Annotated in this window: 9 protein-coding genes and 1 other RNA gene; 5 read left to right on the forward strand and 5 right to left on the reverse strand. The window is 34.9% G+C overall.

What is annotated here, in order from left to right:
• Positions 1 to 83: 83 nt before the first annotated feature.
• On the forward strand, positions 84 to 2,642 hold the full coding sequence (locus HN014_RS20490; protein WP_176030697.1) for an ATP-dependent Clp protease ATP-binding subunit: 2,559 nt from the start codon (positions 84 to 86) through the stop codon (positions 2,640 to 2,642).
• A gap of 158 nt (positions 2,643 to 2,800) precedes the next feature.
• Complete coding sequence (locus HN014_RS20495; protein WP_176030698.1) at positions 2,801 to 3,184, forward strand: hypothetical protein; 384 nt, start codon at positions 2,801 to 2,803, stop codon at positions 3,182 to 3,184.
• A 70-nt stretch (positions 3,185 to 3,254) separates the two neighbouring features.
• Here HN014_RS20495 and rny read toward each other — a convergent pair whose 3' ends face one another.
• From rny to glf, 5 genes are all read right to left on the reverse strand, one after another.
• A complete protein-coding gene (gene rny / locus HN014_RS20500) occupies positions 3,255 to 4,820 on the reverse strand; it encodes a ribonuclease Y (protein WP_176030699.1) in 1,566 nt (521 codons plus the stop codon).
• 55 nt (positions 4,821 to 4,875) lie between these two features.
• A non-coding RNA gene (ssrS, locus tag HN014_RS20505) (6S RNA) lies at positions 4,876 to 4,983 on the reverse strand.
• Between the two features lie 52 nt (positions 4,984 to 5,035).
• Positions 5,036 to 5,335 carry a cell division protein ZapA gene (locus tag HN014_RS20510; RefSeq protein ID WP_176030700.1) on the reverse strand — a complete coding sequence of 100 codons (300 nt, stop codon included), beginning with the start codon at positions 5,333 to 5,335 and terminating at the stop codon, positions 5,036 to 5,038.
• 6 nt (positions 5,336 to 5,341) lie between these two features.
• Positions 5,342 to 5,560 carry a hypothetical protein gene (locus HN014_RS20515; RefSeq protein WP_254884052.1) on the reverse strand — a complete coding sequence of 73 codons (219 nt, stop codon included), beginning with the start codon at positions 5,558 to 5,560 and terminating at the stop codon, positions 5,342 to 5,344.
• Positions 5,561 to 5,789: 229 nt separating this feature from the next.
• A complete protein-coding gene (gene glf, locus HN014_RS20520) occupies positions 5,790 to 6,932 on the reverse strand; it encodes a UDP-galactopyranose mutase (protein WP_176030702.1) in 1,143 nt (380 codons plus the stop codon).
• A gap of 203 nt (positions 6,933 to 7,135) precedes the next feature.
• Here glf and HN014_RS20525 point away from each other — a divergent pair, with 203 nt between their 5' ends.
• From HN014_RS20525 to HN014_RS20535, 3 genes are all read left to right on the forward strand, one after another.
• Entirely contained in the window at positions 7,136 to 8,185 is a 1,050-nt protein-coding gene (locus HN014_RS20525) for a beta-1,6-galactofuranosyltransferase (protein WP_176030703.1), read from the forward strand.
• Between the two features lie 147 nt (positions 8,186 to 8,332).
• Positions 8,333 to 10,021 carry a M23 family metallopeptidase gene (locus HN014_RS20530; RefSeq protein WP_176030704.1) on the forward strand — a complete coding sequence of 563 codons (1,689 nt, stop codon included), beginning with the start codon at positions 8,333 to 8,335 and terminating at the stop codon, positions 10,019 to 10,021.
• A 9-nt stretch (positions 10,022 to 10,030) separates the two neighbouring features.
• Complete coding sequence (locus HN014_RS20535) at positions 10,031 to 12,496, forward strand: carboxypeptidase-like regulatory domain-containing protein (RefSeq protein WP_176030705.1); 2,466 nt, start codon at positions 10,031 to 10,033, stop codon at positions 12,494 to 12,496.
• Positions 12,497 to 12,502 lie beyond the last annotated feature (6 nt).

Raw genomic sequence — 12,502 nt, forward strand, 5'->3', positions numbered from 1 at the left:
TTTAAAATAATTAAAAGGAATAACTTTTGTGATGTCTGTTTAAAAATCATTACTTTAGTTATAACAAAGAAAGAAACTGAATTATGGATGATAACTTTTCACCTAGAGTAAAAGATGTGATTGCTTATAGCAAAGAAGAGGCTTTGCGTTTAGGTCATGACTTCATAGGCACAGAACATCTTATGTTGGGATTATTACGTGACGGAAGTGGAAAGGCGATAAGCATTCTCGATGCTTTGGACATAGACTTAACCAACCTTAGAAGAAAAGTTGAAATTCTAAGCCCCGCTAATCCGAATGTAACAATCACATTCAATGAGAAAAAAAACCTACACCTTACAAGACAAGCAGAACGCGCTTTAAAAACCACCTTTTTAGAAGCTAAGCTTTTTCAAAGCTCGTCTATCAATACTGCCCATCTGTTATTGTGTATTTTAAGAAATGAAAATGACCCAACTACCAAACTCTTAAATAAACTAAAAGTTGATTACGATAACGTTAAGGACCAATTTAAGTATATGATCACAAACGAAGAAGAATACATCGAAGAGAGACCTAAAGCAGAATCATTTTCTGAAGATGACGACAATATGGCAGGAGAAGGAAGCAAAGAAAATCCATTCAACTCTCCAGGAAGCGGAACCAAAACCAATAAAAAATCCAAAACTCCGGTTTTAGATAATTTTGGTAGAGATCTTACCGCTATGGCAGAAGAAGGAAAACTCGACCCTGTTGTTGGTCGTTCTAAAGAAATAGAGCGTGTTTCTCAAATTCTTAGTAGAAGAAAAAAGAATAACCCTTTATTAATAGGAGAACCTGGAGTTGGTAAATCTGCTATCGCAGAAGGACTAGCCCTTCGCATTGTAAAACGTAAAGTGTCACGTATCTTATTTGACAAACGGGTTGTAACTTTAGATCTAGCCAGCTTAGTTGCCGGAACCAAATACAGAGGTCAGTTCGAAGAGCGAATGAAAGCAGTTATGAATGAACTGGAAAAGAATGATGACATTATTCTTTTTATTGATGAAATCCATACCATTGTTGGAGCTGGTGGAGCAACCGGAAGCCTTGATGCTTCAAATATGTTCAAACCTGCCTTAGCCAGAGGAGAAATACAATGCATTGGAGCAACTACACTAGACGAATACAGACAATATATAGAAAAAGATGGGGCTTTGGAAAGACGTTTCCAAAAGGTAATAGTAGAACCTACTAATATCGAAGAAACGATAGAAATCCTAAACAACATCAAAGAAAAATACGAAGAACACCACAACGTTAATTATACTCCTGAAGCAATTGAAGCTTGTGTAAAATTAACGAATAGATATATGACCGATCGTTTTCTTCCGGACAAAGCAATTGATGCTTTAGACGAAGCTGGATCAAGAGTTCATATTACTAATATTGATGTTCCTAAAAAGATTCTAGATCTCGAGAAAAAACTGGAAGAGGTTAAAGAATTAAAAAACAGCGTTGTTAAAAAGCAAAAATACGAAGAAGCTGCCAAGCTGAGAGATGATGAGAAAAACCTGGAAAAAGAACTAGGTATTGCACAGGAACAATGGGAAAAGGAATCTAAACTACACAAAGAGACAGTTGATGAAGAAAACGTAGCTGATGTAGTATCTATGATGACTGGAATCCCGGTAAATCGTATTGCACAAACAGAGAGTAACAAGCTAGCCGAATTACCAAATTTAATTAAAGGTAAAGTTATTGGGCAAGATGAGGCTGTTAACAAAGTTGTAAAAGCAATTCAGAGAAACAGAGCTGGGTTAAAAGACCCGAATAAACCTATCGGTTCTTTTATTTTCCTAGGACAAACCGGAGTAGGAAAAACTCAGTTAGCAAAGGTTCTCGCTAAAGAATTATTCGATAGCGAAGACACCTTAATCCGTGTAGACATGAGTGAATACATGGAAAAATTTGCTGTATCCCGATTAATTGGAGCCCCTCCAGGATACGTAGGATATGAAGAAGGAGGACAACTGACTGAAAAAGTAAGACGAAAGCCATATTCAGTAGTCTTATTAGATGAGATAGAGAAAGCACATCCAGATGTATTCAATATGATGCTTCAGGTATTAGATGACGGGTATCTTACAGATAGTCTGGGAAGAAAAATAGACTTCAGGAATACTATTATCATTATGACGTCTAATATAGGTGCTCGTAAACTTAAGGATTTCGGACAGGGAGTAGGTTTCGGAACTTCTGCTAAAAAATCGCAGTCTGACGAACACGCTAAAGGGATTATTGAAAGTGCCTTGAAAAAAGCATTTGCTCCTGAGTTCTTAAACAGGGTAGATGATGTTATTGTCTTTAATGCACTTGAAAGAGAAGATATCCATAAGATTATAGACATCGAGCTTAAGAAACTATACTCCAGAATTAAAAACCTTGGATACAACCTTTCACTTAGTGAGAAAGCAAAAGATTATATTTCTGACAAAGGGTTTGACCAACAGTATGGAGCGAGACCTCTGAAAAGAGCGATTCAGAAATACATAGAAGATGCACTTGCAGAAGAAATCATTACTTCTAAGTTGCAAGAAGGGGATGCTATTTTTATGGATCTGGAAGATGACAGCAACGAGCTAAGTATCTCTATAAAAAAAGCAGAAGAGTCTGAAAACTAAACAGTAACAGCATTTCTCTTAAAAAACGTTGTTAATACAATAAAAAAAAGCATTGAAAACAGTTGTTTTCAATGCTTTTTTTTTATCCCATAAAACGCTTGCAAGCCCTTTATTTATATACTTTAACCTTTATATTTGCTATGGTAACAACTTAACTAATGATAACATCTTACAACTTTGATTTTTGCGCAGCTGAAATACATAGTGATTACATAAAAACAATCATAAATGAAGGCGCAACCATCGTCCCCGAGCACAACAAAATATTAAAACAAGTAGTTGATCTTCATTTTCAAGATAAGCCGTTTGTTTATATCACCCACAGAGTAAATTCATACTCTGTTAATCCAACCGTTTATATTGAGACTTCCAAAATACCCAATTTAATTGCCTTTGCTGTCGTCTCAGATAACCCAATGCAAGAAACGCTAACTCAATTAGAAAAACCTTTTTTCAAAAAAGAATTCGCTTTATTCCGAACAATGGAAGACGCATTAATATGGAAAGACAAGATGATAGAATCCTCTACAGTACAATCATAACCAATACTACCTAAAAACAAAAAAAGAGGGGCTGCTAAGCCCCTCTTTCCTTTTATATAATTTTACTTATTTACTTTGCAATATTAACAGCTCTCGTTTCTCTAATAACCGTTATTTTTACTTGCCCCGGGTAAGTCATATCAGTTTGTATCTTTTGAGAGATTTCAAAAGAAAGACTAGCTGCTCTTTCATCATTCACCTTTTCACTCTCTACAATCACCCTTAATTCTCTACCAGCTTGAATCGCATAGGCTTTTTTCACACCACTAAATCCAAACGCGATTTCTTCCAGATCTTTCAATCGCTGAATATACGAATCCAATACCTGTCTTCTCGCTCCTGGTCTAGCTCCACTAATCGCATCACAAACTTGTATAATCGGAGAAATCAAAGACGTCATTTCTACCTCATCATGATGCGCCCCAATAGCATTGCACACTTCGGCTTTCTCTCCATATTTTTCTGCCCACTGCATCCCTAATATAGCATGCGGCACCTCTGTTTCAGTCTCCGGCACTTTCCCTATATCATGTAACAATCCAGCTCTTTTTGCTAATTTTGGATTCAAACCTAACTCTGCTGCCATCACTCCACACAACTTAGCCACCTCACGCGAGTGCTGTAATAAATTCTGACCATATGAGGAACGATACTTCATTCTACCTACCATCTTGATCAACTCAGGATGCAATCCATGAATCCCTAAATCAATAACAGTACGCTTCCCGACTTCGATTATTTCTTCTTCGATTTGCTTTCTTGTTTTCTTCACCACTTCTTCAATTCGCGCTGGGTGAATACGACCATCTGTTACTAATTTATGCAATGACAATCTCGCTACTTCTCTTCTTACAGAATCAAAACAAGATAAGATAATTGCTTCAGGAGTATCATCTACTATAATCTCCACTCCGGTAGCAGCCTCTATCGCTCTAATATTTCTTCCTTCCCTACCGATGATTCGTCCTTTTACATCATCGCTTTCGATATTAAAAACAGAAACACAATTCTCTACCGCTTCTTCTGTACCTATTCGCTGAATCGTATTTATAATTACTTTTTTAGCCTCTTGTTGCGCCGTAAGCTTAGCCTCTTCTATAGCAGTTTGTACCAAAGTCATAGAATCTGCCTTTGCCTGCTCTTTAAGTGACTCAATCAATTGCCCTTTAGCTTCATCAGCAGACAAGCCCGAAATAACTTCTAATTGCTGTACCTGGCTCTTGTGAAGTTTATTGATTTCGTTCTTCTTTTTCTCCAGATACTCATTTCTATGATTATAGTTCTTTATCTTTTCTTCTAAACTAGCGTTTAACTTTTTGTTTTTCGCTAATTCGTTAGAAACTTGTGATTCTTTATCTCTGGTCCTTTTTTCGGCCTCTGCCATTTTTTTATCTCTCGAAAAAATAACTTTTTCATGTTCGGATTTCAATTCGATAAACTTCTCTTTAGCCTGTAAGATTTTATCTTTCTTAATGGACTCTCCTTCACTCTTTGCGTCTCTAATAATGCTTTCTGATGTCTTTTTTGCATTACCAATTAATTGAGATGCTCTATTGCGTTCAAGAACCTTGGCTATAGCAAAACCTATTCCCAAGCCAATTATTCCTGCCACAATCAAAAACATAATGTTATCCATAATTTCAAATCTATATTTAAATAAAAAAAAGCCTGCACTAGTATTGGTTTTGTATAAACTCTGTAAAAACAGGTTTAGGGCTAACAAGCTGATCAAGGATCCCCTCTAAGGAGGCTTGCTTTTACAACTTAAACTCACCCTTTTTAATTAATTCTTGTTGAGTTTATCAAAAAATAACAACTAGTGCAGGCAGTAACCTTGTTATTTTGTATTTCTTATGAACTTGATGACAATTTATCCTGAAGCATCTCATTGAGCAGAATTAATCTGTCTGTTACTTCATTCATATCGTTATCTTTATCTATTGTTTTTTGTTCTACTTGCGCTGCAAATTGCAAGGCACACATAGCCAAAACGTCTTGTTTATCTCTTACCGCATAACTCTGCTCAAACTGCTTAATCATTGCCTCAATTTTCTTTGCCGCTTTTCTCAACCCTTCTTCCTGATCCGGACTAATTGTTAACGGATACACTCTATCTGCAACTGATAATTTTATTTTTAACTTATCGGTCATATTTTACTATTCAGATAATTGAGCAATACACACATCGATTTCCTTTATTAAGGAATTTATCTTAAGCTTTGTTTCTCTTCTATATTTCTCACTGCCTAATATAGCATTAGCATTTTTCAGAGCAGTGTACTTCTCTTCCCATTGCCTGATTTGATCTTCCTGAAAACCTGATTTATCATTCAGATTTTCGATGGTTGCCTTGAGCTCAATATTTTGCTTTTCCAAAGAATCACATTTTTGGACTAACTTCTCTATCTTACTTTCAAGAGCATTAACTATGTCAATCAGATTACTACTCATTTATATAACGCCAATACTTATCGGTACAAAGTTAAGATACCCATTCAAAAAAAACAATAGTTTTTAAACTAATTTAAAGTGTCTCAAAATACTGACCATTAAAGGGCTTTAACATTTCATTAATACCAGCTTTTTTTTCAAAAAAACGCTTTATTTACCCTATGGTTTCTTTTTGCAGCACTTGGTTTACTTTAGTCAGAGAAGAAGCTATGATTTGATGCATATCATAATACCTATATTCTGCCAGCCTACCTCCAAAAATAATATTTTCCAAACACATAGACGCTTCTTTATACTTCTTAAAAATTTCCTGATTCTTATGATCATTCACAGGGTAATACGCTTCTTTTTTTAGTGTCCAGGCTTCTGGATACTCTTTTGTAATAACAGTCTTATCTTGTTTTCCAAAATCAAAATGTTTATGCTCTATGATTCTTGTATAATCATATGTTTTGTCATTATAATTTACAACCGCATTACCCTGATAATTATCCGTATTTAATATTTCATGTTCAAAACGAAGCGAGCGGTACTCCAATGCCCCGTATTTAAACCCAAAAAATTCATCTATCTTACCAGTATACACCACTTTTTTTGCCAATGCTTCCAGTACAGAACGTTCTTCAAAGAAATCTACCCCTGTCCTAGTTTCTATTCCTTCTAAAAGTCCATTTATTATCGTATTGTACCCTCCTTTAGGAATTCCCTGATAGCGATCATTAAAATAATTATTATCAAAAGTAAACCGAACAGGGAGGCGTTTTATAATAAAAGCAGGTAATTCTACAGCCTTCCTACCCCATTGCTTTTCTGTATACTCTTTGATTAAAGTATCATAAATATCTTTTCCTACTAAAGACAAGGCTTGTTCTTCCAGGTTTTCAGGGGACTTGGTTCCATAAGTCTCTATTTGCTTATTAATAATCCTCTTAGCTTCTGCCGGTGTTTTCACCCCCCATAACTGATAGAATGTATTCATATTAAAAGGAAGGTTGTATAACTTTCCTTTTGAAAACGACAATGGGGAGTTTATATAATTATTAAATGAAGTAAACTGATTTACATAGTCCCATATCTTCTTATCATTGGTATGAAAAATATGCGCTCCGTATTTATGAACTTCTATGCCTTCTATATGCTCGCAATAGACATTTCCTCCCAGATGATTTCTTCTATCAATTACCAGACATTTTTTCTTTCTTTTCGTCATCTCATGGGCAAAAACACTCCCAAACAACCCGGCTCCTACTATCAAATAATCATATTCTCTTCTTTCCTCTTTGCTATCCTTAATCATGTTTGACTTGTATATTAGAGCCCAAAATATAATTTTTATTATACCTGAAAGAATTAAAAAAGAAATTTTATCAAATCAAACACCTAACTTGATTCTTTAGCAAACCCGTTTCAAGAAATAAAATAACATGCTGATTTATCCCGTTACTACATAAAAAAATAAACTGTATATTCCCCCTCCCAAATACCAACCAAACTCAACCGATGAATAAAAAATTTTTTATTTCCAGGAACTACAAATCTGTTTTTAATGCAGCTGGAAAGGCTAAAATTGATTGTGAAGATATTTTAAAAGAAATAAGTTTTCGTAACATAGGTTTTTCTCAATCAGCAATCCCTAACTCTGCCATAGGTACTATTAAAAACTTTTTCGGTATTACATATGCATTGTTACGACTCCCGGTTAAAAGCACACTATGTACGCAATATCCTTTTAACAAATTCAGAAGTTACATCATAGCAATAGCTAAACTAAAAAATTGTTCTATTATTACAATTGTACACGATGTAAGAGCTTTAAAAGGGCGAACAAACAACATACAAAAAGAGTTAGACAAGATCATTACTACAGATGCGATTATTGTACATAACGAATCTATGAAGCAGTGGTTTCTGAATCAGGGAACTTCTATCCCTATTACTGTACTCGATATTTTTGACTATCTACCATCCAAAGGAATTCCGATGCAAAATGACACACATGCTACTGATCAAAAATATGAAATTGTATATGCTGGTGGGTTTGCACATGGAAAAAATGCCTATATCTATGATCTGGATACCGTACCCAATCAACATTTTAGTATGAAATTATATGGCGTAGGGTTTGATTACGATAAACTTCGTGTAAAGAAAGAAGATTCGATTATTTCTTATGAAGGAGCTTTTCCCTCTGATGTAGTCGCGTATCACATAAAAGGTTCTTTTGGGTTGGTATGGGATGGAATATCCACCGAAGAATGTTCTGGTCAATATGGTCAGTATCTAAAATACAACAATCCGCACAAAACCTCTCTCTACATTTTATGTGGACTTCCTATTATTGTATGGGATAAAGCCGCTATTAGCGATTTTGTCTTAAAAAACAATATTGGTATTACTGTATCCAACCTTGAAGATCTCGATAATCAATTACAAAAAATAACTGAACAGGAGTATCTATCCATGAAAGAGAACATTTATAAGATAAGAACTAAAATCGGCTCTGGAGGGTTTCTCAAAAACGCTATAAGCGAAGCACTAGAAAACATCTGATATAAAACAAATTACACTGTAGTAAAACACATCAGGCAATAGACCGGAAATGATTTTTAATTCTGAAGCCCGTTTCAGAACATTTAAATCTCGATTATCGCGTAAATTTTAAGTAGCTTTATACTCAAAAAACTCATTACACCAAATATGCGAGTACTATCATTTTTCATTTTATTTATATCTTCTTTTGTTTTTGCTCAAAAAAAAGTTCCAAATGATTACTTCATGAATCCATTGGACATCCCATTAGCTACCTCTGGTACTTTTGGAGAATTGAGATCGAATCACTTTCATTCAGGAATAGATTTAAAAACACAAAAACGAGAAGGCTTAAATGTATACGCCGCTGCATCAGGTAGAATCAGCAGAATCAAAGTTTCCCGTTTCGGCTATGGTAAGGCTTTATACTTGACCCATCCTAATGGATATACAACTGTTTATGCACACTTAAAAAAATTCGCCCCTGAAATAGAAGCTTATGTAAAGAAAAAACAGTACACAAAAGAATCGTATCAAATAGAATTGTTTCCTAAGTCAGAATCCTTTAAAATTAAAAAAGGTGACATTATTGGTTACAGTGGAAATACTGGAGGCAGTGGAGGTCCACACCTTCATTTCGAAATTAGAGATTCCAGCGCTCGTCCTATGAACCCAATGAGTTTTGGTATCGATGTTAAAGATTCCAAGAAACCAATAATTAACAGTGTTTGGGTCTATACACTCGGAAATAACACACATGTTAACGGACACCAAAAGCCACAACGGCTAACATTGTCCCCACAAAAAGATGGTACATATACCGCTTCCAAAATTCATGCAATTGGAAATATTGGTATTGGTATTTCTACAATTGATCAACAAGATTTAACAACAAATAAGAATGGAATTTTCTCTATCGAAACTTTTGTGAACGGACAAAAGAATTTTTCACTGGAAATGAATCGATTTTCTTTTGCTGAAACCAGATATATTAACCGCCTTATTGATTTCTCTTATTACAAACAAAATAGCAGTAGAATCAGTAAGCTTTTTATTGAAAGAAACAATCCTTTATCTATCTATAAAGACGTTCTTAATAAAGGAGTGATTACAATTCAGGACAGCCTCTCCTATTCTATTACTATCAAAGTAAAGGATTTTAAACAAAACACCTCTACCATCGTTATTCCTGTTGACGGAAAGCAAGTTGATAACGTAATTAAAAACGAAATTTTAAAAACGTCTTATTATGCTAAACCAAGTCAGAATTTCACCTATTCTGCTAATGGTTTCAACCTTCTAATTCCTAAAGGCAGTTTATATGAAGATGTTTTTCTAGATATTACCACAAAAGGAGATACTATTAAAGTACACAATAGTAAAACTCCACTTCATAAAAAAATGACTTTAGTCTTTGACGTTTCTAAATACACAGAAAAAGACAGAAAAAAATTATTCATAGGAAGAGTTAATAACAGAAAACCTCCTTCTTACCAAACAACCAGCAAAAAAGGAAGTAAGTTCTCCTTACGAACAAAATCATTTGGTACCTATAGTCTTTTCTCAGACACAAAAAAACCTACTATTGTCCCTATCAATGTAGCTGATAAAAAATGGATGACACAAGCTCAGTATTTAAAATTAAAAATAAACGATTCTGAAACAGGAATCTCTAGCTACAGAGGAACCATCAACGGGAAGTTTATTTTAATGGAATATGATTACAAAACAGGGATGCTTGTCTATGACTTTAATGACAAAATTATCAATGCTTCAGAAAATAAATTTAAACTTATTGTGTTAGATAAGGTAGGAAATAAATCAACCTATGAAGCGACTTTCTTCAGAAAACCATAACCAGACATTTTGAAAAAAACATATTTCTATTTCTTCGTATTTGTTTTTGGATGTATCCTGACATCTACTGCACAAACATCTTACCTAAAAGGTATTGTATTAGATGAAGCTAAAACTCCGATTGCCGGAGCAACCATTTCTTATGAAGATCATGGAGTGCAATCTGACAAATCAGGGGTTTATGAATTAGAGATCCCTTCTAACAAGGAAATTACCGTAATAATTTCTCATATCGGTTTAAAAAATCTAACCTTTACTATTAAATTAGAGGAAAATCAGGAATATGAATTAAACCCGGTCCTTAAAACAGACATTCAACAAATCGGAGAAGTTGTGATCTCTGGTAGAGAACGAAAAGCTGTACAAGGAATTACCACACTAGATCCTGAGACTATCAGAATTACTCCCTCTGCAAATGCTGGAGTAGAAGGACTTCTAAAAACCCTCCCTGGTGTCAGCTCTAATAATGAATTGAGTACACAATATTCGGTTAGAGGGGGAAACTTTGATGAAAACCTTGTTTATGTAAACGAAATAGAAGTATATCGTCCTTTTTTAATTCGCTCCGGGCAACAGGAAGGGCTTAGTTTTGTCAATTCTGACCTGGTCCATAATGTCGATTTTTCCTCTGGTGGATTTCAGGCTAAATATGGAGATAAGTTATCTTCGGTATTAGATATTACCTATAAGCGTCCTACCCGTGTTGGGGGTAGTGCAGATATGAGTTTATTAGGCGGTAGTGTCTCGGCTCATGGTATTTCTAAAAACAAAAAATTAGCGGCAGTTATCGGTCTTCGTTACAGAGATAATAGCTTATTTGTAAAAGCAAAGCAAACAGAAACAAATTTTCGACCGAAATTTGCAGATGTTCAGACTTACATTTCCTACAACCTTTCCAAAAAGTTTGAAGTTGGGTTTCTTGGGAACTTAGCAATTAACACCTATGATTATGAACCACTAACCCGACAAACTAATTTTGGAACAATACAAAGACCCATTGCCCTCTCTGTTCATTATAATGGGCAGGAGGAAGATAAATACAATACATACTTCGGAGCTTTAAAAGGAACCTATAGAGTAAATGATGAACTCACTTTAAAACTAATTTCATCTATTTACCAAACTCAGGAACAAGAATACTATGACATTCTCGCCTTTTATAGACTGGGGACAGTAAACACAGATATAGGAAGTGAGAATCTTGGTGAAATCGAATTTACCAAAGGAATTGGTTCACAATTAACACATGCTAGGAATGATCTGGATGCCTTAATCATGAATGTGCAGCATAAAGGATCTTATATTAAAAATCAAAATCAGATAGAATGGGGTGTTCGATATACAAAAGAAGATATTAGAGATCGAATTCAAGAGTATGAAATTATAGATTCTCTTGGTTTTTCTGTTCGTCCTCCTCTCCCCGATTATAAGAATGAACAACCTTACATTCCTTATGCCAGTCCTATTGTTCCTTTTACAAGCATCAGAGCAACAAATGCTACAAAAATTGATCGTATGTCCGGTTTTGTTCAATATAGCTACAGAGGTCATATTAACGATCATGAATTTTGGACAAATGCCGGAGTAAGAGCACAAAGTTGGCAGGTTACTGACCGGGATACCAAAAGTGATCAGCAGGTAGTGATAAGCCCCAGAGCACAGATTGCTATAAAGCCAAACTGGAAATCAGATATGATTTTTCGCCTATCAGGAGGATGGTATCACCAACCACCATTTTATAGAGAACTAAGAGATGCTACCGGAACCATCAGACCAGAGGTAAAAGCTCAGGAGTCTATTCATATTGTACTAGGTAATGAATACAGTTTTGAGCTTTGGGAAAGACCCTTTAAGTTAACCTCTGAAGTATTTTATAAAAAACTTACTGATGTAAACCCTTATACGATAGAAAATGTACGAATCCGATATCGTGCTGACAATAATGCCAAAGCCTATGCACAGGGACTTGATCTAAGAATTAATGGAGAATTTGTTCCTGGTACGGAAAGCTGGGTGAGTTTAGGTTACTTAAAAACAGAAGAAAATATTGACAACAGAGGGTATATTTCCAGACCTACAGATCAACGCCTAAAAATAGGATTACTATTTCAGGATTATGTCCCTACCATTCCCAACTTAAAAATGTACCTCAATCTCTTATATCAAACCGGGGTTCCAGGAGGTTCTCCCAGCTATGCAGATCCTTACGATTTTCAAACACGATTAAGAGACTATAGAAGAGCTGATTTAGGAATCTCGTACGTACTCAAAGATCAAAACCAAACCTATAGAAAAGGACATTTTCTGAATTATTTTAAAGAATTAACACTGGGGCTTGAAGTTTTCAATCTATTTGATAACCAAAACTCTATTACTAACACATTTGTCAGAGACGCATCAAGTCAATTACAATATGCCATTCCAAACTTTTTAACTCCTCGTCTTTTAAATTTCAGGATTGGTATGAAATTTTAAACTTAA

Origin of the sequence: Aquimarina sp. TRL1 (assembly GCF_013365535.1) — a bacterium.
In the GTDB taxonomy this organism is placed as follows: Bacteria; Bacteroidota; Bacteroidia; order Flavobacteriales; family Flavobacteriaceae; genus Aquimarina; species Aquimarina hainanensis.

What these genes read in the sequence shown, in the direction of transcription:
- HN014_RS20490 (WP_176030697.1), top strand. Translation starts at nt 84, where the DNA reads ATGGATGATAACTTTTCACCTAGAGTAAAAGATGTGATTGCTTATAGC.
- HN014_RS20495 (WP_176030698.1), top strand. Translation starts at nt 2,801, where the DNA reads ATGATAACATCTTACAACTTTGATTTTTGCGCAGCTGAAATACATAGT.
- rny (WP_176030699.1), bottom strand. Translation starts at nt 4,820, where the DNA reads ATGGATAACATTATGTTTTTGATTGTGGCAGGAATAATTGGCTTGGGA.
- HN014_RS20510 (WP_176030700.1), bottom strand. Translation starts at nt 5,335, where the DNA reads ATGACCGATAAGTTAAAAATAAAATTATCAGTTGCAGATAGAGTGTAT.
- glf (WP_176030702.1), bottom strand. Translation starts at nt 6,932, where the DNA reads ATGATTAAGGATAGCAAAGAGGAAAGAAGAGAATATGATTATTTGATA.
- HN014_RS20525 (WP_176030703.1), top strand. Translation starts at nt 7,136, where the DNA reads ATGAATAAAAAATTTTTTATTTCCAGGAACTACAAATCTGTTTTTAAT.
- HN014_RS20530 (WP_176030704.1), top strand. Translation starts at nt 8,333, where the DNA reads ATGCGAGTACTATCATTTTTCATTTTATTTATATCTTCTTTTGTTTTT.